The 20,234-nt window shown below is 62.8% G+C and carries 17 protein-coding genes and 5 tRNA genes; 7 read left to right on the top strand and 15 right to left on the bottom strand.

Annotation, left to right across the window (positions count from 1 at the left end; translation table 11 throughout):
- The first annotated feature begins 267 nt into the window (after positions 1 to 267).
- The 3 genes from ASF84_RS11465 (at position 268) to ASF84_RS11455 (ending at position 3,606) form a co-directional block, all read left to right on the top strand.
- Positions 268 to 1,278, top strand: coding sequence for a zinc-binding alcohol dehydrogenase family protein (locus ASF84_RS11465; RefSeq protein ID WP_056838359.1), 1,011 nt, complete (start codon positions 268 to 270; stop codon positions 1,276 to 1,278).
- 11 nt (positions 1,279 to 1,289) lie between these two features.
- Complete coding sequence (locus ASF84_RS11460; protein WP_056838357.1) at positions 1,290 to 2,816, top strand: UxaA family hydrolase; 1,527 nt, start codon at positions 1,290 to 1,292, stop codon at positions 2,814 to 2,816.
- A gap of 64 nt (positions 2,817 to 2,880) precedes the next feature.
- Positions 2,881 to 3,606: a FadR/GntR family transcriptional regulator gene (locus tag ASF84_RS11455; RefSeq protein WP_056838356.1), complete on the top strand. Its 726-nt coding sequence runs from the start codon at positions 2,881 to 2,883 to the stop codon at positions 3,604 to 3,606.
- A gap of 244 nt (positions 3,607 to 3,850) precedes the next feature.
- Here ASF84_RS11455 and uxuA read toward each other — a convergent pair whose 3' ends face one another.
- The 6 genes from uxuA to ASF84_RS11425 all read right to left on the bottom strand — a co-directional run bounded on the left by uxuA (position 3,851) and on the right by ASF84_RS11425 (position 11,207).
- A complete protein-coding gene (gene uxuA, locus ASF84_RS11450; protein ID WP_056838353.1) occupies positions 3,851 to 5,032 on the bottom strand; it encodes a mannonate dehydratase in 1,182 nt (393 codons plus the stop codon).
- A gap of 12 nt (positions 5,033 to 5,044) precedes the next feature.
- Positions 5,045 to 6,508, bottom strand: a complete 1,464-nt coding sequence (locus tag ASF84_RS11445) for a mannitol dehydrogenase family protein (RefSeq protein WP_056838351.1) — start codon at positions 6,506 to 6,508, stop codon at positions 5,045 to 5,047.
- A gap of 26 nt (positions 6,509 to 6,534) precedes the next feature.
- Positions 6,535 to 7,824, bottom strand: a complete 1,290-nt coding sequence (locus ASF84_RS11440; protein ID WP_056838349.1) for an MFS transporter — start codon at positions 7,822 to 7,824, stop codon at positions 6,535 to 6,537.
- Between the two features lie 67 nt (positions 7,825 to 7,891).
- Positions 7,892 to 8,923, bottom strand: a complete 1,032-nt coding sequence (locus ASF84_RS11435; protein WP_056838347.1) for a Zn-dependent oxidoreductase — start codon at positions 8,921 to 8,923, stop codon at positions 7,892 to 7,894.
- A gap of 65 nt (positions 8,924 to 8,988) precedes the next feature.
- Entirely contained in the window at positions 8,989 to 10,200 is a 1,212-nt protein-coding gene (gene manD / locus ASF84_RS11430) for a D-mannonate dehydratase ManD (RefSeq protein WP_056838345.1), read from the bottom strand.
- 5 nt (positions 10,201 to 10,205) lie between these two features.
- Complete coding sequence (locus tag ASF84_RS11425) at positions 10,206 to 11,207, bottom strand: sugar kinase (protein WP_056838344.1); 1,002 nt, start codon at positions 11,205 to 11,207, stop codon at positions 10,206 to 10,208.
- Positions 11,208 to 11,358: 151 nt separating this feature from the next.
- Here ASF84_RS11425 and kdgR point away from each other — a divergent pair, with 151 nt between their 5' ends.
- Complete coding sequence (gene kdgR / locus ASF84_RS11420; RefSeq protein WP_056838342.1) at positions 11,359 to 12,144, top strand: DNA-binding transcriptional regulator KdgR; 786 nt, start codon at positions 11,359 to 11,361, stop codon at positions 12,142 to 12,144.
- A gap of 97 nt (positions 12,145 to 12,241) precedes the next feature.
- Here the strand turns inward: kdgR and ASF84_RS11415 are convergent.
- The 5 genes from ASF84_RS11415 to ASF84_RS11395 all read right to left on the bottom strand — a co-directional run bounded on the left by ASF84_RS11415 (position 12,242) and on the right by ASF84_RS11395 (position 12,861).
- Positions 12,242 to 12,317: transfer RNA gene (locus tag ASF84_RS11415), tRNA-Gly, on the bottom strand.
- Positions 12,318 to 12,449: 132 nt separating this feature from the next.
- Positions 12,450 to 12,525: transfer RNA gene (locus ASF84_RS11410), tRNA-Gly, on the bottom strand.
- 5 nt (positions 12,526 to 12,530) lie between these two features.
- A tRNA-Glu gene (locus tag ASF84_RS11405) sits at positions 12,531 to 12,606 on the bottom strand.
- Between the two features lie 99 nt (positions 12,607 to 12,705).
- Positions 12,706 to 12,781 (bottom strand) — tRNA-Gly (locus ASF84_RS11400).
- 4 nt (positions 12,782 to 12,785) lie between these two features.
- Positions 12,786 to 12,861 (bottom strand) — tRNA-Glu (locus ASF84_RS11395).
- Between the two features lie 285 nt (positions 12,862 to 13,146).
- On the opposite strand from ASF84_RS11395, the gene ASF84_RS11390 reads away from it, so the two are divergent.
- Positions 13,147 to 13,905, top strand: a complete 759-nt coding sequence (locus ASF84_RS11390; protein ID WP_109511973.1) for a hypothetical protein — start codon at positions 13,147 to 13,149, stop codon at positions 13,903 to 13,905.
- Between the two features lie 55 nt (positions 13,906 to 13,960).
- On the opposite strand, the gene ASF84_RS11385 is transcribed toward ASF84_RS11390, so the two are convergent.
- Together ASF84_RS11385 and ASF84_RS11380 are read right to left on the bottom strand one after the other, a co-directional pair.
- Positions 13,961 to 14,443 carry a GAF domain-containing protein gene (locus ASF84_RS11385; RefSeq protein WP_056838338.1) on the bottom strand — a complete coding sequence of 161 codons (483 nt, stop codon included), beginning with the start codon at positions 14,441 to 14,443 and terminating at the stop codon, positions 13,961 to 13,963.
- Entirely contained in the window at positions 14,440 to 15,330 is an 891-nt protein-coding gene (locus ASF84_RS11380; protein ID WP_056838336.1) for an ATP-binding protein, read from the bottom strand. The genes ASF84_RS11385 and ASF84_RS11380 overlap by 4 nt, the downstream gene beginning before the upstream one ends.
- Before the next feature lie 81 nt (positions 15,331 to 15,411).
- Here ASF84_RS11380 and ASF84_RS11375 point away from each other — a divergent pair, with 81 nt between their 5' ends.
- Positions 15,412 to 17,784 (top strand): hybrid sensor histidine kinase/response regulator, encoded by a 2,373-nt coding sequence (locus tag ASF84_RS11375; protein ID WP_056838334.1) that lies wholly within the window; start codon positions 15,412 to 15,414, stop codon positions 17,782 to 17,784.
- A gap of 19 nt (positions 17,785 to 17,803) precedes the next feature.
- On the opposite strand, the gene ASF84_RS11370 is transcribed toward ASF84_RS11375, so the two are convergent.
- Together ASF84_RS11370 and msrB are read right to left on the bottom strand one after the other, a co-directional pair.
- Positions 17,804 to 18,286: a glutathione peroxidase gene (locus ASF84_RS11370; RefSeq protein WP_056838333.1), complete on the bottom strand. Its 483-nt coding sequence runs from the start codon at positions 18,284 to 18,286 to the stop codon at positions 17,804 to 17,806.
- A gap of 12 nt (positions 18,287 to 18,298) precedes the next feature.
- Positions 18,299 to 18,718, bottom strand: coding sequence for a peptide-methionine (R)-S-oxide reductase MsrB (gene msrB / locus ASF84_RS11365; protein ID WP_056838331.1), 420 nt, complete (start codon positions 18,716 to 18,718; stop codon positions 18,299 to 18,301).
- A gap of 202 nt (positions 18,719 to 18,920) precedes the next feature.
- On the opposite strand from msrB, the gene ASF84_RS11360 reads away from it, so the two are divergent.
- Entirely contained in the window at positions 18,921 to 20,132 is a 1,212-nt protein-coding gene (locus ASF84_RS11360; RefSeq protein WP_056838329.1) for a pyridoxal phosphate-dependent aminotransferase, read from the top strand.
- Positions 20,133 to 20,234: the final 102 nt, after the last annotated feature.

The raw sequence follows: 20,234 nt of genomic DNA, 5'->3' as shown, positions 1-20,234 counted from the left end.
CGCACTCGGTCGCGGGCAAGCGCGCTCCTACCAGGGGCTTGTGGCGCTGGCCAAAAGTGGTCAGTCCAATTTGAAAATAAATTAATTGGTATTGCCAATATAGGGATCGCCGTGTAGCGTCAGGCCTTGATCGTGCGCGCAGGTCATTGCCTGCCTACAACAAAAAAGAGATCGCCTGACCATGCAGACTCCCCATTCGCCGGGTGCCCGCCGCCCTGCCGTATCGCTTCACTTCCCTCGCCCGACCACCTGCCAAGGAGCCATGACATGCTGACTGTCATCTGTGACGAACCCGGTTCACTGACCGCCATCGACCGTGACAAACCGCACAGGCAGCCTGGCGAGGTGCTGATCCGCATCAAGCGCGTCGGGGTCTGCGGCACCGACCTGCACATTTTCACCGGCAACCAGCCCTACCTCGATTACCCAAGAGTGATGGGTCATGAGTTCTCGGGCGTGGTCGAGCAGACCGACAGCGAAAGCGACCTGGCCGTGGGCGATGTCGTTTATGTGATGCCCTACCTGTCTTGCGGCACCTGCATCGCCTGCCGCCAGGGCAAGACCAACTGCTGCACGCGCATTCAGGTGCTGGGAGTGCATTGCGACGGTGCCTTTACCGAGTACCTGAGCATTCCCCATGCCTTCGTGCACAAGGCCGAGGGCATCTCTCTGGACCAGGCGGCGATGATTGAATTCCTGTCGATCGGCGCCCACGCCGTGCGGCGCTCTGCTATCGAGGCTGGCAAACGTGCGCTGGTGGTCGGCACCGGCCCGATCGGCATGGCGGCGGCGATCTTCGCTCGCCTGCGCGGGGCACAGGTCACGGTGCTGGACACCCGTGACGATCGACTGGCGTTCTGCAAGCAACATTTGAACCTCCACGCGACGGTGAAAATCGGTGCAGGCGACAAGGACACCCTGGCGCAACTGACCGAGGGCGATTTCTTCGACGTGGTGTTCGATGCCACCGGCAATGCCAAGGCCATGGAACGTGGCTTCGAGTTCATCGCCCATGGCGGCACCTACGTGATGATTTCAGTGGTGCGCGACTCCATCACCTTCTCGGACCCTGAATTTCACAAGCGTGAAGCCACACTGATGGGCAGCCGCAACGCCACACCGGAAGACTTCCGCCATGTCGAGCAGTGCCTGCGCGAGGGCCTGATCCCGGATGCGGCGCTCAACACCCATCGACTGAAGCTGGATGACGTGGCCCATTCGTTCGCCACCTTGCTCGACCCCAGCCAAGGCGTGGTCAAAGCCATCATCGAGTGTTAGGAGAGGCCCTGATGAGCACTGCACCGACCCTGTTGGTCCTGACACCCGGTGACGATGTTGCCGTGGCCCGGGGCGATATCGCCGCCGGTCATCCGTTGTGCGCCGACGGCGTCACGCTGACGGCTCGCCAGACCGTGCCGTCCGGGCACAAGATCGCTCTGCGCGCGGTTGCGGCCGGCCAGCGCGTCCTCAAGTACGGACAGGGCATTGGCCTGGCCACCGCTGACATCGTGCCGGGCGACCATGTTCATGTGCATAACCTGGACATGCCCGCCATCAGCACCGAACAACACATGCAGAGCATCTATGTGCCCACGGTGCCCGACCCGGCGACGGCCACCTTCGAAGGCTATGTGCGCGAGGACGGCCGCGTCGGCACACGCAATTACATTGGCGTGATTGCCAGCGTCAACTGCTCGGCCACGGCCTGCAAACAGATCGCCAACGCCTTCTCCAGCGAGCGGCTCAAGGATTTTCCCGGCGTCGATGGCGTGGTCGCCATTACCCACGGCAGTGGCTGTGGCATGGGCGCGCAAGGTGACGGCATCGAGCTGCTCAAGCGCACCCTGCGCGGCTATGCCGACCACGCCAACTTTGCCGGCGTGCTGCTGATCGGCCTGGGCTGCGAGGTCAACCAGTTGACACCGCTGATGGAAGAACTCGGCGAGCGCCCGGCCCTGCTCAAGGCCAGCCTGATCATTCAGGAAGCTGGCGGTACGCGGGAAACCGTCGCCGCGGGCATCGCCCAGGTCGAAGCGATGCTGCCCGTGATTGATCGCTTGCGGCGCACCACTGTGCCGGCCCGGCACTTGACCGTCGGCCTGCAATGCGGCGGCTCGGACGGTTACTCAGGCATCAGCGCCAACCCGGCGCTGGGGGCGGCGGTCGATCTGCTGGTGCGCCAGGGCGGCACGGCGATCCTGTCGGAGACGCCGGAAATCTATGGCGCCGAACACCTGCTGACCGCGCGCGCCGCCTCGCCCGACATTGCCGACCGGTTGATGACACGCATCCGTTGGTGGGAAGACTACGTGCGCCAGCACCACGGCGACATGAACAATAACCCGTCGCCGGGCAACAAGGCCGGGGGCATTACCACCATTCTGGAGAAATCCCTGGGCGCGGTGGCCAAGGCCGGCACCACCGGCCTGATGGGCGTTTATCACTACGCCGAAACGGTCCGGGCCCAGGGACTGGTATTCATGGACACGCCCGGCTACGACCCGGTGTCGGCCACCGGACAAGTGGCCGGCGGCGCCACGCTGATCTGCTTCACCACCGGCCGTGGTTCGACTTACGGCTGCAAGCCCACACCATCCTTGAAGATCGCCACCCACACCGGCCTGTTCCAGCGCATGACGCTGGACATGGACTTCAATGCCGGCACCATCATCGATGGCCAGGAGTCGGTGGCCCAGGCCGGTGAGCGCCTGTTGCGGCTGATGCTCGACACCGCCTCGGGACGGCGCAGTTGCAGCGAGGAAAACGGCTTGGGCGACAACGAGTTTCTGCCCTGGCAGATGGGCGCCGTGATGTAAGCCGTGATGTGAGCGGCGAGCCACTGTAGTAGCCTGCGCAAAATCCTTGATGGACGCCGTATCGATGGCCGCACCGATCTCCCCTGCCGAGCGCAAGCCGTACCAGAAAATTGCCGACCAGTTGCGTGATTACATCGCCCAGGGGGATTTCAAGCCCGGTTCCAGGCTGCCCCCGGAGCGTGACCTGACGCAGTTGCTGGGGGTTTCCAGGCCGTCGCTGCGCGAGGCGCTGATCGCCCTGGAAATCGAGGGTGGGGTCGAGATCAAGATGGGCTCGGGCGTGTACGTGCGCGCCCAGGCCGCCGGCGCACACAACCGCACTGCCACGCTGGGCGAGAGTCCTTCGGAATTGATGCAAGCCCGCGCGCTGATCGAGGGCGAGTCGGTGATCCTGGCTTGCCTGCATGGCAAGAAAAGCGACTACCGCTACCTGCAGGCATGCATCGATGCCATGCGCGCCAGCATCGCCGACGGCCTGCCGCCGCTGGAGGACGACCGCAAGTTTCACCAGCGCCTGGCGAGCATGAGTGGCAATTCAGCGCTGGTCAGGATCATCACCGCCCTGTTCGATGAACGCCACACCCCGCTCTCGGCACACCTGAGCAAACACGCTGAAAATACCCTGACCTGGGAAGCGGCGGTGGTCGAGCACGAAGCCATCCTGCGCGCCGTCGCCAGCAAGGATGTACTCGGCGCCCAGACCACCATGCGCCAGCACCTGAGCCGCTCGGAAAACCGCTGGCTCAAGGCGCTGGAGCCGGATGACAGCAACGCCGGCCGGCCAGACTGAACCGCAGACCAGGTAGGAGCGCGCTTGCCCGCGACCGGCTGCGTCAGCAGTCGTAAAATTTCAGCGTTTTCGAGATTTTGAATGTATTCATAGGCGAAAATCTGCGAAACGCCATAAATTTACGACTGCTAACGCGGTAGGAGCGCGCTCGACCACCGCGACCGAGTGCGCAGCGCTCGCAGAAATCTGCGAAACGCCACAAATTTACGACTGCTAACGCAGCCGGTCGCGGGCAAGCGCGCTCCTACGCCGGCCCCATGTTTGATCTGACGGCCAGTTCGACGCCGCGGATTTCTGCCAGGCCCTTGAGGCGGCCGATCAGTGAGTAGCCGGGGTTGCTCTGGCGGTGCTGGTCGTCGAGCAACTGGTGCCCGTGATCAGGGCGCAGCGGCAGGCGCGGGCCGCCTTCGCGTTCACGTCGGCATTCTTCCTCGACCAGCGCACCGATGACCCCGACCATGTCGACGTCGCCGTCCAGGTGATGAGCCTCGTGGAAGCTGCGCGGGTCGGCCTCGCGGCGGGTCGAGCGCAGGTGGGTGAAATAGATGCGGGGCGCAAACTGCCTGGCCATGGCCACCAGGTCATTGTCTTCGCGCACGCCATAGGAGCCGGTGCAGAACGTCAGGCCATTGGCCGGGCTGGGGGCGGCGTCGAGCAACCACTGGGCATCGGTGGCCGTGGACAGGATGCGCGGCAGGCCCAGCAAGGCACGCGGCGGGTCGTCCGGGTGGATCGCCATGCGCACGCCCACCTGCTCGGCCACCGGAATCACCGCCCGCAGAAAATACGCCAGGTGTTCGCGCAAGCGGGCTTCGTCGATGTCGGCGTAGGTGCGCAGCAAGGCGCGGAAGTCGTCCAGGCTGTAGTGCTCCTCGGCGCCCGGTAATCCGGCGATCAAGGTGTTGACCAGCGTTTCGGTGCGCGCCGGGGTCAGTTGCTCAAAGTAGTCCCGGGCCTGGCGGATGTCCTCGGCACTGTACTCGGCCTCGGCGCCGGGGCGCTGGAGGATGAACAGGTCGAAGGCGGCAAAGGCGGTCTGGTCGAAGCGCAGGGCCCAGCCGCCATCGGCCAGTTCCCAGGCCAGGTCGGTGCGGGTCCAGTCCAGCACCGGCATGAAGTTGTAGCACACGATGTCGATGCCGCAGCTCGCCAGGTTGCGCACGCTTTGCTGGTAGTTGGCGATGTACTCGTCACGCCGGCCGCAGCCGCGCTTGATGTCCTCGTGCACCGGAATGCTTTCGACCACCGACCAGGTCAGGCCGGCCGCTTCGATCAATTGCTTGCGCGCCACGATGGCCTCCACCGGCCAGACCGCGCCGTTGGGGATTTCGTGCAAGGCGGTGACAATGCCGGTCGCCCCGGTCTGGCGTACGTCTGCCAGGGAGATCGGGTCCTTGGGGCCGAACCAGCGCCATGTCTGTTCCATGTGCTTTTCCTCTTATTGTGGGTTGGATGCGGCAAAGGCGCGCAGCAGCGGCCCCATGCCATCGCGCAGCAAGGCGCTGTAGGCGGCCTGCACCGCCTGGCGAAACACACTCTGGTCGGACAACGCGACCGGGAACACCTCTTCCAGGTCGAGAAAGGCGTCCACCCGCGAGCTGCCTTCGAATTGCTCGGCCAGTCGGGCAAACGTGGCGCGCAACGGGTCGTCGATCACAGGCGTCGAGGCGCCCGGCACCGAGCGGGTGCAGTAATGAATCCAGGCGGCGATGCCTAGCGCGGTGCAGGCAATGCCACGTCCGTCATCGAGCAAGTGCCGGGCGCCAAGCAACCAGCGCTGCGGCAGTTTCTGCGAGCCGTCCATGGCGATCTGGCGCAGGCGGTGTTGCAGGCTGTCGTTGGCAAAGCGCGCGGTCAGGTCATGGGCATAGACCGTCAGGTCGATGCCGGCCGGCATGTCCAGCGTCGGTACTGCCTCCCGGGTCATGTAGCACTCGATGAAGCGTGCCAGGTCGGCATCGAGCATGGCCTCGGCCACGGTTTCGTGGCCAGCCAGCACACCGATGTAGGCCAGCAAGGAATGGCTGCCGTTGAGCATGCGCAGCTTCATGGTTTCGAACGGGCGCACGTCTTCGACCATCTGCACGCCCTCCACTTCCCAGTCCGGGCGTCCGAGCGGGAAGTGATCCTCGATCACCCACTGGCTGAAGCGTTCGCAGACCACGGCCGCCGGGTCGTTGCAGTCCATTTGCTGCGCCAGTCGCTCGAAGGATTCGTCATCCATGGCCGGTACGATGCGGTCGACCATGCAGCCGGGAAACGCCACGTGCTCGTTGACCCATTGAGCCAGTCCTTGATCCTGTTGCCCGGCCAGGGCGCTCACCGCCTGGCGGGTGCGCTGGCCGTTGTCGGGCATGTTGTCGCAACACAACACAGTGAAGGCCGCAACGCCCGCAGCGCGGCGCCGGCGCAGGGCTTCCAAGACAATGCCGGGCGCCGAACGCGGGGCCTGCGGATGAGCGATGTCATGGGCGATGGTCGGGTCGTCCAGGCGCAATTGCCCGGTGGCCGGACTCAGGCAATAGCCCTTCTCGGTGACGGTCAGGGTGACAATCCGGGTCTGCGGCGCGGCCATGCGCTGCAACAGCGCTTCGAGGTCCTGGCCGCCCTCGCCCACATACAGGGCCTGGCGCAGCACGCCGATTTCCCGCAGCGTCACCTGCTCGCGGTCGCGGTATTCGGCCACGTGGTAGCGCCCGTCCTGCTCGCGCAACTGGTCGACCAGCGTCCGGTTCGAGCGCAGGTTGGCGCTGCACAGCCCCCAGTCACTGGCGCCGTGGCGGTTGAGGTGGCGTTGCAGGTAGACCGCCTGATGGGCGCGGTGAAACGCCCCCAGGCCCAGGTGCACGATACCGATCTGCGCGGCAACGCCGGCAGAGGGCACACGTTTGACGACAGGCATCGATAGGTTCCTTGTGTTCATGGCAGTTACGGACGGCTCAGGGCCGACTCCGGTTGTGCCTGGGCAGGCGAAGCACCGCTGTCACTCGCAGACAGTGGTCGCACGTAGCGCGCCACGCACACCGCACCGATCACGGTCAGCAGCCCGGCCAGCAGGAACGCACTGGTGAACGACCCTGTGAACTGCACCAGAAAGCCGGTCAGGGTCGGGCCGATGATGCCCGAGGTGTTGGCCAGGAAATGCATGAAGCCACTGACGCCGCCGACCCGCGCAGCCGGTACGGTGTCCTGGATGATCGCCCAGTAGATCGCGCCGGTCAGGTACAGGAAGAACACCGCAAAGGCCACCAGGATGACCGCCGGGTACAGGGTCTTGACCAGGCCGGCCATGGCGATGCACACCGCGCACAGCAACAGGCAGGTCACCAGCACCACTTTGCGCGAGAACATGATCCGCCCGGTCTTCTTGAACACGAAGTCGGAGATGAACCCGCCCAGGGCCAGGCCCAGGAAGCCCAGCAGCCAGGGAATGACCGTGGCGATGCTCATGTCCTTGACGTTCAGGCCGTGGGCCATGGTCAGGTAGCTGGGGAACCAGGTCAGGAAAAAGAACAGCGTGTAGTTATAGGAAAAGAACGCCAGGGCGGTGAACAGCACTGTCGGTTGCTTGAGGTAGTAACGCAGCGGGTGCACCGGCAGCGACGACACTTCGCTCTGTTGTTCGGCGCTGCGGATTTCTTCGGCCACCTTGCCGTCGGGCTTGTCCTTGACGAACTTGTACCAGACCACCGCCCACACCAGGCCCAGGAGCATGATGATGATGAACGAGATCTTCCAGCCGTAGCTGATGGCGATAAAGCCCACCACCGGCCCGGAGATCGCGCCGCCCAATGGCGTGCCGGACATCGAGGTGCCCAGCGCCCGCGCCCGCTGCTTGGGCGTGTACCAGTTGTTGACCATCTTGCTGGTGGTCACGCTCAAGGGGCCTTCGCCCATGCCGAACAGGATGCGGATGATGACCAGCGTGACGAAGCCGACGGTCAGCACCGTCAGCCCGCTGAACAGCGACCACAGCACCATCGCCAGCAGCAGCGTGGTCTTGGCACCGTAGCGGTCGGCCGCCCAGCCACCGATGAAGTTGAACGCCGCGTAGCCGACGAAAAAGCTACTGAAGATCATGCCCATTTCACCCGTGCTCAGACCGTAGTCCTTCTGGATGAACGGGGCGGCCACGGACAATGCCGAGCGATCCAGGTAGTTGATGACGCCTGCCAGGAACAGCATGATGATGATTAACGTGCGACCTTGACCAAACATGTAAACCTCCCGCTTCTTGTGTTTATTCGGTGAGGGTGCCCGCAAGGGCACGAATCTCTATAGGGCGTTATGCGTGGGTGCTGTCGAGCTCGACCAGCACCTTGCGGGTCTGCTCGGGGTGGTTTTCGATCAGGCTGATGGCCGCCGGCATTTCGTCGAAACTGACCTGATGGCTGATCAAGTCCCGCACCTGTAATTTGCCGCTGGCAATCAATGCCATGACTGCCGGGAATTTGCGGTTGTTCAGCCGCGAGCCCACCAGGGTCAGCTCTTTCTTGATCATTTCCAGCTGCACCAGGTCGCTGGGCACGGTGTTGAAGCCCAGCAGGCCGATACGGCCGGCCGGCGAGGCCAGGCGCACCATTTGCGGCATCAATGCCGGGATACAGGCGGCATCGACAATCAGCGGCACGCCTTCGCCGCCGGTCGCTTCACGCATGTGCGCCTCGACATCGATGTCCTTGCCGTTGAGCACACGGGTGGCACCCAGCGCTTGGGCCGTTTCCAGGCGGGCATCAATGACGTCGGTCACGGTGATGTCGGTCATGCCCAAGGCGCGGGCCATCTGCACCAGGGTCAGGCCGATCACACCGGCACCGTAGATCAACAGGCTGTCGCCCGGATGCGGCTGCATGCGGTCGAGCACGTTCAGGGCGATGGTGTAAGGCTCTACCAGGGCGGCATGGCTCAGGGGCAACGAATCGGGCAGGCGGTGGGCGTTGTCGGCCGGCACGCAGACCTGCTCGCTGAAACCACCGTCGCGGTGTACGCCGATCACTTGCAGGCGCGTGCAGACATTGGGCCGGTTGATGCGGCACGGGTAGCAGGTGCCGCAGCTGATGACCGGGTCGATGCAAACCCGGTCGCCGACCTTGAGGTGTTCGACGCCCTCGCCCACTTCGCTGACCACGCCGGAGAACTCATGGCCGGTCACCCGTGGAAAGCGCACAAAGGCATTCTGGCCGTGGATGATGTGCAGGTCCGAGCCACAGATACCGGCGTAGGCCACATTGACCTTGACCTCACCCGGTGCAACCTGCGGCGACTCGACCTGTGCCAGGTCGAACTCGAAAGGCGCTTTTACTTGAAAAGCTTTCATCGCTCACTCCTGACAGGGCGGCTGGCGCCCTGTGCTGTTGTCGTTATTGATCGGTGCGACGGCGCTTACCAGTGCCAGAGCGTGCCGTCTTCCAGGCGGTTGACCGGCAGGCTGGCGCGTTTGTAGGGGTACTTGGCTGCCAGCGCTTCGTCGATGTCGACGCCATGCCCCGGCGTTTCGCCGGGGGTGAAGTGGCCGTCTTCAAAGCGGTAGGCATGGGGAAAGACTTCGTCGATGCGTTCGTCATGGGGCATGTGCTCCTGGATGCCGAAGTTGGGCACCCAGGTGTCGAAATGCAGGGCCGCGCCCATGCACACCGGCGACAGGTCGGTGGCGCCATGAAAGCCGGTGCGCACCTGGTAGAGCGCGGCAAAATCAGCAATGCGCCGCACATGGGTGATGCCGCCGGCATGCACCAGGGTGGCGCGGATGTAATCGATCAACTGCTCCTGGATCAGCTCGCGGCAGTCATGGATGGAGTTGAACACTTCGCCTACCGCCAGCGGTGTGGTGGTGTGCTGGCGGATCAGGCGGAAGGCTTCCTGGTTTTCGGCCGGGGTGCAGTCTTCGAGCCAGAACAGGTTGAAGGGCTCGACCGCCTTGCCCAGGCGCCCCGCTTCGATAGGCGTCAGGCGGTGGTGCACGTCGTGGAGGATGTGCAGGTCATCGCCGAAGCGCTCGCGCACGGCAGCAAACAGCTTGGGCACGTGGTTAAGGTATTTGGCGGTGTCCCAGACGTGCTCGGCAGGCAGGTTGCTGTCGGCCGGTTCGTACCGTTCGCCGCTGCGCTTGGCCACGCCATAGGTGGTGGCGATCCCGGGAATCCCGCACTGCACGCGCACCGCTTTGTAGCCTTGCTCGACATGACGGGCCACTTCATCCAGGCAGCCTTCGATGTCCTTGCCGGTGGCATGCCCGTAGACCATGACCCGCTCGCGGCTCTTGCCACCGAGCAACTGGTACAGCGGCATCTGCGCGGCCTTGGCCTTGATGTCCCACAGGGCGATGTCGACGGCGGCAATCGCGGTCATGGTCACCGGGCCACGGCGCCAGTAGGCGCCGCGGTACAGGTATTGCCAGATGTCTTCGATGCGCTGGGCATCGCGACCGATCAGCGCCGGCAGGACGTGCTCTTCAAGGTAGGCGACCACGGCCAGCTCGCGGCCGTTCAAGGTCGCATCGCCGATGCCATAGAGGCCCGAGTCGGTGACGATTTTCAGGGTGATCATGTTGCGACCCGGACAGGTGACGATGACGCGGGCTTCGATGATTTTCATGGGGATCAGGCCTCGACGGCAGAAGAAAATAAAGGCAGGGCAAGGTTGGGCATGGCGGCGCGCGGGATCAGCGCACCGCGGTGCTGCACCACTTGAGCGGCCAGGCGATGGCCCCAGCGCGCCGCCAGTGACGGATCACCGCCCTGCAGGCGACACGCCAGGTAGGCCGCGCTGAAGGAGTCGCCGGCCGCGGTGGTGTCGACGATCTGCCGCACCTGCTCGGCGGGCACCTCGAGGCGTCCTGCCGCGCACTGGATCAGGCAGGCCGCCTCGCCACGCTTGAGCGCGACTTCGCTTACGCCAAAGCCGGCATAGGCCTCGAACAGCGCCTCGGCATCGGCGTAGCCGAACAGCAAGGCATCGTCTTCCCAGGTGATCAGGGCAAGATCGGTCAGGCGCAGCACCTCGACATAGGCCTGGCGCGCCGCCTCGGCATCAGGCCACAGGTGCGGACGGTAATTGTTGTCGAAGACAAGACGCGTACCCGACTCACGGGCGCGGCGCAGGGCCTGAAACAGGCGCTCGCGGCCGGTGGCGGTGAGGATCGCCAGGCTGATGCCGCTCAGGTAGAGGTAGTCATAATCGGCCAGGGTTTCCAGCAAGCCGTCGCCTTGGGGGCCGTCGAACATTTGCCGCGCGGCGGCCTCACCACGCCAGTACAGGAAGCGGCGCTCGCCCTGGGCATCGGTCTGGATGAAGTACAGCCCCGGCAGGGCGCCGTCGATCACCCGCACATGCCGGTCACCGACGCCTTCAGTGCGCCACAGCTGGCGCATGGCATCACTGAAGCTGTCGGCGCCCAGGGCGGTGATGTAGTCAGTCACAAGATGGCTGGCCGGGCTCAACCGGGACAGGTAAACGGCCGTATTGAGCGTATCGCCGCCGAAGGTCTGGCTGAACCCCGAGGCCGGGTCGCCACGCATTTCAATCATGCACTCGCCGACCAGAGCCACCTTGAGCGGGCGAGATGGAACGGTTTGCGGGCATCGCCCTGTCATTATCGTCATCACTGCGCGCCTTTGTTATTTTTAAAACGGCGTTTCATTTTAAGCTTGTGAGGCCGAGTTTAATCGGATTTGGCCCATCGTCAAGAAAAATGAAACAGCGTTTTGATGCGCCAGCGTATATCCTCTGGTTTTCGTTTCCGTTGGAGCCTTCATGGACAACAGCACCCTCCAGAACAATGAACTGGTCTCTGCCGTCGGCCGCACGATGGCCGTGCTCGAGGCGCTGGCCGAGCACCCCGAAGAAAGTGGCGTATCGGAGATCGCACAAAAACTGGACATGTCCAAAAGCACGGTCTATCGCTTCCTGCAGTCGCTCAAGGCCCGTGGCTATGTGGTGCAGGATGCCGAGGACCGCTATCGGCTCAGCGTGCGGCTGTTTGAACTGGGCGCCCAGGCCCTGCCCCATCTGGACATCGTCCGTGAGGCGGAACCGGGGATGCGCCGCATCAATGAACTGACCAGCGAGACGGTGCATCTGGGGATTCTTGATGAAGGCAGCATCGTCTACGTGCACAAGATCGACTCCAAATACAACCTGCGGATGTATTCGCGCATCGGGCGCCGGGCGCCGCTGTACTGCACCGGTATCGGCAAGGTGCTGATGGCCTGGCTGGAGCAACCCGAGTTGCTGGCCCACTTGCACGAGGAAAGCTTCGAGCGGCGCACGGCCAATACCCTGACCAGCATCGAGGCCTACTTGCAGGAACTGGAGACAGTGCGCGACCTGGGCTACGCCGAAGACCATGAAGAATTCGAGGACAACATGCGCTGCCTGGCTGCGCCGATCCGCGACCGCTTTGGTCATGTGATCGGCGGCCTGAGCGTGTCCTTCCCGTGCTTTCGCTTTCGTGAGGAGCTCAAGCAGGACTACGTCAAGCAACTGATGGCGGCGACGCAGCAGATTTCCAGCCAGTTGGGCTGGCATGGCGGCCGCTGATACCGGGCTGCACTGTCATTTGCAGCACAACGAAAAAAGGGCCCCTGGAGGGGCCCTTTCTTGTGCAACTGACGATTGAATCATTCAACTGCGAATATGGAGCGGGAAACGAGACTCGAACTCGCGACCCCGACCTTGGCAAGGTCGTGCTCTACCAACTGAGCTATTCCCGCTTGATGCCGATCCGTACATGGACCTTTACAACATTCAGAATAAATCGCTGAACGATTCATTCAAAAGAAAATGCCCTGAACGCGTCAGGGCATTTCTTTTACCTGAAACTTATAAAGCTTCAAGGCCAAATTTGGAGCGGGAAACGAGACTCGAACTCGCGACCCCGACCTTGGCAAGGTCGTGCTCTACCAACTGAGCTATTCCCGCATAGATGGCGTCCCCTAGGGGACTCGAACCCCTGTTACCGCCGTGAAAGGGCGGTGTCCTAGGCCACTAGACGAAGGGGACGTTGCCCGAAACATATCACTATGTTTCAAACTAACCAGAAAATGACAAGCGGTCATTTTCTGTTTTCACCAGCCCTGCGTGAGCAGAACTGCTTGAAACTGGAGCGGGAAACGAGACTCGAACTCGCGACCCCGACCTTGGCAAGGTCGTGCTCTACCAACTGAGCTATTCCCGCATAATGGCGTCCCCTAGGGGACTCGAACCCCTGTTACCGCCGTGAAAGGGCGGTGTCCTAGGCCACTAGACGAAGGGGACACGCTACAACTTCACTCCTTGCTGCGCTTCGCTGTGTGCTTTACGCTGCAAGTGGCGCGCATTCTATGGATGGATCGGAAGGTCGTCAACCCCCTTGTGAAAATTTATTTAAATCAATTACTTCGTGATGATTGACGGTCCAACCGCATGTCGCCTCGGGTGACGGCCAGCATCAAGATTTAAGTGGGCCTGCGGATAACAACATCTAGGCGCGATAGTGCTTAGCCACTACACTCGCCATTAATTACCTGGACTAAAAAAGAGGTCTGCACAGTGACACCACTCATGATCACGGTGCTCGTACTGGTGGGTATCGCACTGCTTATAGCAATCGGTTACCTGAACCATGTGGCTGAGAACAAAAAGCTGGACAAGGCACGCCATAAAGTCGAACTCAACGACCGCCTGCGTCGTTGCTCGGAAATCAGTGAAACCTTCCCAGGGCAACTGATGAGCCCGGCCCTCAAGCTGCTGCTGACCCGCCTTGAGCTTAATGTGGTGCAACGCATGCTGAACATTGAAAAGACCAATGACCAGCTCAAGTTCCGCACCGAGGAGCTCGAAGAATTGATTGCCAAGGGCGAGGCGATTCCGATCACCAACCCGGTCATTGCCATCCAGACCGAAGCCACGGCCAAGGATGTGCGTTTTTTGCTTGAAGCCTTGCACGCACAGGTCACCCGCGCGGCGCATGACGGCTTTTTGCACACCAGTGAAGCCAAGCACTGGATCCGTGAGATTCGCCACATCCTGGTGCTGCTGCATATCGAGTTCTTCAATACGCTCGGCCAGGAAGCCATGAACCAGGAGCAACCCGGTCAGGCGCGCCTGGCATTCGAGCGCGGCGTGAATTACCTGCGCAACCAGCCGGACCCTGTGACCTACCAGAACCAGTTGGCGATCATGGAAAAGCAACTGGCGCGGGTCAATTCGATCGTGCTGACCAACACGGCCCCGACCGAAAACGACGAGAATGCCCTGACCGAAGGCCTCAAGGCCGACGCCGAGCAGACCGAATGGAAGAAGAAGGTCATCTACGACTGATGATCCCCAGGGTCTGTTGCCATGCGCAGACCCTGCCTGCGCACGGCTGCCAGGCTCAGCAGTCGCTGGCCTGCAGGAAGATCGCCGCCAGGCGCTCGATGCCCTCCTGGTCCTGCACGCTGAATCGCCCCAGAGCCGGACTGTCCAGGTCCAGCACGCCAATCAGATGCCCGTCCTTGATTAACGGCACCACCAGCTCGCTGTTCGATGCGCTGTCGCAGGCGATATGCCCGGCAAAGGCATGCACGTCTTCGACCCGCTGGGTCTGGCGGCTCTGGGCAGCGGTGCCGCATACGCCTCGCCCAAAGGGAATGCGCACGCACGCGATCTGTCCCTGAAACGGCCCCAGCACCAGTTCTTCGCTGCGGTTCAGGTAGAAGCCTGCCCAGTTGAGATTGTCGAGCTGGGTGTACAGAAAGGCGGAAAACTGCGCCGCATTGGCGATGAAATCGCGCTCGTCGGCCAGCAAGGATTCAAGTTGGGCTGCCAGCAGGGCGTAGCCTTGCAGGCCATCACCGGCTTCGCTGAGGTCGATCATGCGCGTTGCTCCAGCAGTTGCAGGCCCACCCAGTAGCGCGCGAACTGATAGGCACAGCGCCCGTTACGGTTACCGCGTCCGGTGGCCCAACGGACCGCCAGGATATCCAGCGCCTCGTCGCGCTGCCAGCTCAGGCCGGCCTGGGTGGCCAACTGGCCGATCCAGTGTTCGACCACGTCCAGGTAATGGGTCTGGGTGAAGGGGTAGAACGACAGCCACAGGCCGAAACGGTCCGACAACGCGATCTTGTCTTCCACCGCTTCGCTGGGGTGCAGCTCACCGTCGACGCGCTGCCAGTTGAGGTTGTCGCTTTCCTTTTCCGGCACCAGGTGGCGGCGGTTGGAGGTCGCGTACAGCAGCACATTGTCAGGCGCCTGCTCCAGCGAGCCGTCGAGCACGCTCTTGAGCACGCGATAATCGCCCTCGCCCGACTCGAACGACAGGTCGTCGCAGAACAGCACAAAACGCTGCGGCAAGGCCTGCAGTTGCTCGACCAGGCGCGGCAGATCGCCCAGATGATCGCGCTCGACCTCGATCAGGCGCAGGCCGGCATCGGCATACTCGGCCAGCAAGGCCCGCACCAGGGACGATTTGCCGGTGCCGCGCGAGCCCCAGAGCAAGGCATGGTTGGCCGGCAGGCCGTCGATGAACTGGCGGGTGTTACGCCCCAACTGGTCGCGCTGCAGGTCGACGCCGATCAGGTCGGACAGGCGCATGTCCAGGCTGACCTCAAGGGGCAGCAAGTAGCCGCTGCGACCTTCGCGCACCCAGCGCGCGGCCAGGCTGTGCGACCAGTCGATAGTCTGGCGCGGCGCCGGAAGCAAAGGCTCCAGGCGGGCCAGCACCGCTTCGGCGCGTTCAAGAAAAGCATTGAGCCGGGAATCCACTGTATCTCCTTGTCTATTGACTGATTTGACCGAGGCGGCGATCAGCTATGCTACAAAGCCGGACAGCAGGCAGCAGTACCTATGGATATAGCCTTTACCAACAGGTTGTCGTTCAAGCAGGCGCGCCTGACCGTCGTGATCGGCTTTGTGCTCGGGACCTTGCTCAGTCTGCTGCAGATCAGCCTCGATTATGCCAGCGAAGATGCGTCCATCGATCGTGAAATTCGCTCGTTGCTGGAAATCAGCCACAATCCGGCTTCACGCATCGCCTACAACCTCGACGCCGAACTGGCGCAGGAACTGACCCTGGGCCTGCTGCATTCATCGGCCGTGGTCAGTGCCCGGCTGACCGACAATAACAATATCGTGCTGGCCAGTGTTGATCGTCCCATGAGCTCAGGTCGCTTCAGGATGCTCAGCGATCACCTGTTCGGCGAAAGCCGCCAGTTCGAACAAGTCCTGAGCCTGGACAATATGCCCAACGAGCCGATCGGCACCCTGCGCCTGACGGTCGACACCTTCGCCTTCGGCAGCCCGTTCCTGCAGCGCGCCGAGATTACCCTGCTCAACGGTTTCGTGCGCAGCCTGGCGCTGGCGGCGATCCTGTGCGTGTTGTTCTATATGACCCTGACCAAGCCGCTGGTCGACCTGATTGGTGCCCTTACCCGTCATGACCCGCGCCGGCACGAGCAGGACAAGCTGGTCTGCCCGCCCGGTCATCAGCATGACGAAATCGGCGTGCTGGTCCAGACCGTCAACCGCCAGATCGAAACCGTGGCCAGCGAGTTTGCCCAGCGCCATGAAGCCGAAGACCGGCTGACCCGCCACCTGGATGAACTGGAAAACATCGTTGCCGCACGCACCACCGAACTCAAGGCCAGCAACCTGCGCCTGAGCCAGTCCAACGAAGAGCTGCAACAGGCGCGCAGCACGGCCCTGGACATGGCCCAGGCGCGCTCGGCCTTCCTGGCGCACATGAGCCATGAGATCCGTACCCCGCTCAACGGCCTGCTGGGCATGCTGGCCTTGTCCCTGGATGGGCCAATGAATCCGGAGCAACGCCAGCAACTGGCAATCGCCCACGACTCGGGCAAGGTGCTGGTCGAGTTGCTCAACGATATTCTCGACATGTCCAAGTTCAATGCCGGGCACCTGGAGTTCGAGCGCATCCCCTTCGATGTGTGCGCGCTGGCCGAAGACACCGCCATCCTGCTCTCGCAGAACACCGCCCCCAGCGTCGAACTGACGTGCCTGATCGCCCCTGACTTCCCGGCGTCCGTTCTGGGCGACCCGACGCGGGTGCGGCAAATCGTCAGCAACCTGCTGTCCAACGCCTTGAAATTCACCCGTTTCGGCCGGGTGGATGTCCGCCTGGGCCATTACCTGGAAAGCGACAGCCTGATCCACCGGGTACGGATCGAGGTGCGCGATACCGGCATCGGCATTGCCCGCGAAGCACAAGCCCGGATCATCCAGCCGTTCACCCAGGCCGAGACGGCGATTACCCGGCAGTTCGGCGGCACCGGCCTTGGCCTGGCGCTGACGCACAATCTCTGCGAGGCCATGAACGGCCGCCTGGAGATCGAGTCGCAGCCCGGATTCGGTAGCCGCTTCTGCGCCGACCTGCCTCTGCCGGTGCACCTTGAAGCGGTGCCCCATGCGCGACTGAGCGGGCGAGTCACTGTCGTCAGCACCGCCGGCAGCGGCCTGGTGGAACTGCTGGGCAATCACTTGCCTGGCTGGGGCGTCACACTGGAGCGCCGGGGGATCGATGAGGCAGGCAGCTGTGCGCAGACCGACGCCCGGCCCGACCTGCTGATCACCGACTGCCCCGAATGCCTGTTCGATATTCGCCGCACCACCTCGGTGCCGATCCTGCTGGTCACCGCTTATGGCAATTTCATACCGGCCGAGCAGGTCAGCGCCCTCGCCCCCTTGCAGCAACTGGCCAGACCATTGGCGCGCAATGCGCTCTATCAGATGCTGCGCCGAGCGTTGCGCCAGGAAACGGCCGAAGGCAAAGACGTGCTGCGCGAAAGCACCCTCCCCTGCAAGGCGCGTGTACTGTTGGTGGAAGACAATCCGGTCAACCAGATGGTAGCCAAGGGCATGCTGGACAAGCTCGGTTGCGAGGTGATCATCAGTGCCCATGGCGGCGAGGCGCTTGAAGCGCTGGAGCACAGCCGCTTTGACCTGGTGCTGATGGACTGCAACATGCCCGTGATGAATGGCTACGAGGCCAGTCGGTTGATTCGACGCAGCGGGCGCTGGCCCAACCTGCCGATAATTGCCTTGACCGCCAACGCCATGCCCGAGGAACGCGAGCGCTGTCGGGACGCCGGAATGGACGACTACCTGGCCAAACCGTTTCGCCGGGCCGAGTTGCAGGACTTGTTGCACCAGTGGGTGCCGGCCAGCCAGGAACGTACGGCGCTGCCCCACATAGCCCAGTGACACACAACAGCGCCGCCAGTCAGCCCAACAGCGCTTCGATTCGCGCCTCGAGCGCCTGTGGCTTGACCAGTGGCGAGAAGCGCTGGACCTGCCCATCGGCACCGATCAGGAACTTGGTGAAATTCCATTTGATACGCTGGCTGCCCAGCAGGCCGGGAGCGCGCTGCTTGAGTTCGACAAACAGCGGATGCGCCCCGCCGCCGTTGACTTCGACCTTGCCCAACAACGGAAAACTGACGCCGAAGTTCAGCTCACAGAACTGGCCGATGTCCCGCGCACTGCCCGGCTCCTGATGGCCGAACTGGTTGCACGGAAAGCCCAGCACCACCAGCCCGCGCTCGCGATAACGCTGCCAGAGCTGTTCCAGCCCCTTGTATTGCGGGGTAAAGCCGCACTGGCTGGCGGTGTTGACCACCAGCGTAGCCTTGCCGGCCAGCTCGCCGAAGGTCTTGCGCTCGCCGCTCAGGGTCGTACAGGGAATGCTCAGCAGGTCTTGGCTCATGGTCGATCCGGATCAGTCAGGCGCTTGGGACGAGGATTCAGCACGCGGCACCAGGGTCAGGCACACCGAGTTGATGCAATAGCGCAAGCCGGTGGGCGGCGGGCCATCCGGGAAGACATGACCCAGGTGCGCATCGCAGCGCGCGCAGACGGTTTCGGTGCGGATCATGCCGTGGCTGATATCGCGCACTTCAACCACCGCGCTCTGACCGATAGGCGCATAGAAACTGGGCCAGCCGCAGCCGGAGTCGAATTTGGTCGCCGAGTCGAACAGCGCTTCGTTGCAACAGACGCAATGATAGACGCCGTCTGTCTTGGTGTCGGTGTATTTGCCGGTATAGGGCCGCTCGGTGCCCTTGAGCCGGCACACTTGGTACTGGAGAGGATCGAGCATCGCTTCCCATTCTTCACGGGTCTTTTGCAACTTGTCCACTGGTACACCTCCGCGTCCGAAAAACCCCGATCTGTGTCTTTTCCACGGATCGGGTGGCACGTATGATTGCGCCTCATCAGTCGTCAGTCTGTCATCCGCGTCTGACACAGACAAACCCAATTTTTCACGGCCGCCATGGGGCGCCCTGCGGCCGCCACCTCGTTGTCCAGGCATTCGCACGTCCATTTTCGGGATTTTCCACATGCAGTTCAGCAAATCGAACAAGCTCGCCAACGTCTGCTACGACATTCGCGGGCCTGTGCTCAAGCACGCCAAACGCCTGGAAGAGGAAGGCCATCGCATCCTCAAGCTGAACATCGGCAACCCGGCGCCATTCGGTTTCGAAGCCCCTGATGAAATCCTCCAGGACGTGATCCGCAACCTGCCCACCGCCCAGGGCTACAGCGACTCCAAGGGCCTGTTCAGCGCCCGCAAGGCGGTCATGCAGTACTACCAGCAAAAGCAGGTTGAAGGTGTCGGCATCGAGGACATCTATCTGGGCAATGGCGTCTCCGAACTGATCGTGATGTCGATGCAGGCCCTGCTCAACAATGGCGACGAAGTGCTGATCCCGGCCCCGGACTACCCGCTGTGGACCGCGGCGGTCAGCCTGTCGGGCGGCAACCCGGTGCACTACCTGTGCGACGAGCAGGCGCACTGGTGGCCGGATCTGGCCGACATCAAGTCCAAGATCACCCCCAATACCAAGGCCCTGGTGATCATCAACCCGAACAACCCGACCGGCGCCGTGTACCCGCGCGAAGTGCTGCTGGGCATGCTGGAGCTGGCCCGCCAGCACAATCTGGTGGTCTTCTCCGACGAAATCTACGACAAGATCCTCTACGACGAAGCCGTGCACATCAGCACCGCCTCGCTGGCCCCCGACGTGCTGTGCCTGACCTTCAACGGCCTGTCCAAATCGTATCGGGTCGCGGGCTTCCGCTCCGGCTGGCTGGCCATCTCCGGCCCCAAACATGCCGCGCAGAGCTACATCGAAGGCATCGACATGCTCGCCAACATGCGCCTGTGCGCCAACGTGCCGAGCCAGCACGCCATCCAGACCGCGCTGGGCGGCTACCAGAGCATCAATGACCTGGTGCTGCCGCCGGGTCGCCTGCTGGAGCAGCGCAACCGCACCTGGGAATTGCTCAATGACATCCCCGGCGTCAGCTGCGTCAAGCCCATGGGTGCGCTGTATGCCTTCCCGCGCATCGACCCCAAGGTCTGCCCGATCCATAACGATGAGAAGTTCGCCCTTGACTTACTGCTCTCGGAAAAACTGCTGATCGTCCAGGGCACCGCCTTCAACTGGCCTTGGCCAGACCACTTCCGCGTGGTCACACTGCCACGGGTCGATGACCTGGAGCAGGCCATCGGCCGTATCGGTAATTTCCTCAAGGGCTATCGCCAGTAAGCTCTGCCCTCGGTCCTGCCGTTCCAGGCAGGACCGTCCATTCCCCGCCCTCCCACCCCCCCTCAGCCGGCGTTCAGGTTGAACGATTTATCCTGTCTGCAA

The organism is Pseudomonas sp. Leaf127, assembly GCF_001423155.1.
Classification (GTDB): Bacteria; Pseudomonadota; Gammaproteobacteria; order Pseudomonadales; family Pseudomonadaceae; genus Aquipseudomonas; species Aquipseudomonas ovata.
Note: the sequence above shows the minus strand (reverse complement) of the source record. Positions and strands in the feature narration are given on the sequence as shown.

What these genes read in the sequence shown, in the direction of transcription:
- manD (WP_056838345.1), bottom strand. Translation starts at nt 10,200, where the DNA reads ATGAAAATCATCGAAGCCCGCGTCATCGTCACCTGTCCGGGTCGCAAC.
- uxuA (WP_056838353.1), bottom strand. Translation starts at nt 5,032, where the DNA reads ATGGAACAGACATGGCGCTGGTTCGGCCCCAAGGACCCGATCTCCCTG.
- ASF84_RS11425 (WP_056838344.1), bottom strand. Translation starts at nt 11,207, where the DNA reads ATGACGATAATGACAGGGCGATGCCCGCAAACCGTTCCATCTCGCCCG.
- ASF84_RS11440 (WP_056838349.1), bottom strand. Translation starts at nt 7,824, where the DNA reads ATGTTTGGTCAAGGTCGCACGTTAATCATCATCATGCTGTTCCTGGCA.
- ASF84_RS11370 (WP_056838333.1), bottom strand. Translation starts at nt 18,286, where the DNA reads ATGAGCCAAGACCTGCTGAGCATTCCCTGTACGACCCTGAGCGGCGAG.
- kdgR (WP_056838342.1), top strand. Translation starts at nt 11,359, where the DNA reads ATGGACAACAGCACCCTCCAGAACAATGAACTGGTCTCTGCCGTCGGC.
- ASF84_RS11390 (WP_109511973.1), top strand. Translation starts at nt 13,147, where the DNA reads ATGATCACGGTGCTCGTACTGGTGGGTATCGCACTGCTTATAGCAATC.
- ASF84_RS11465 (WP_056838359.1), top strand. Translation starts at nt 268, where the DNA reads ATGCTGACTGTCATCTGTGACGAACCCGGTTCACTGACCGCCATCGAC.
- ASF84_RS11455 (WP_056838356.1), top strand. Translation starts at nt 2,881, where the DNA reads ATGGCCGCACCGATCTCCCCTGCCGAGCGCAAGCCGTACCAGAAAATT.
- ASF84_RS11375 (WP_056838334.1), top strand. Translation starts at nt 15,412, where the DNA reads ATGGATATAGCCTTTACCAACAGGTTGTCGTTCAAGCAGGCGCGCCTG.
- ASF84_RS11385 (WP_056838338.1), bottom strand. Translation starts at nt 14,443, where the DNA reads ATGATCGACCTCAGCGAAGCCGGTGATGGCCTGCAAGGCTACGCCCTG.
- ASF84_RS11445 (WP_056838351.1), bottom strand. Translation starts at nt 6,508, where the DNA reads ATGCCTGTCGTCAAACGTGTGCCCTCTGCCGGCGTTGCCGCGCAGATC.
- ASF84_RS11460 (WP_056838357.1), top strand. Translation starts at nt 1,290, where the DNA reads ATGAGCACTGCACCGACCCTGTTGGTCCTGACACCCGGTGACGATGTT.
- ASF84_RS11435 (WP_056838347.1), bottom strand. Translation starts at nt 8,923, where the DNA reads ATGAAAGCTTTTCAAGTAAAAGCGCCTTTCGAGTTCGACCTGGCACAG.
- ASF84_RS11360 (WP_056838329.1), top strand. Translation starts at nt 18,921, where the DNA reads ATGCAGTTCAGCAAATCGAACAAGCTCGCCAACGTCTGCTACGACATT.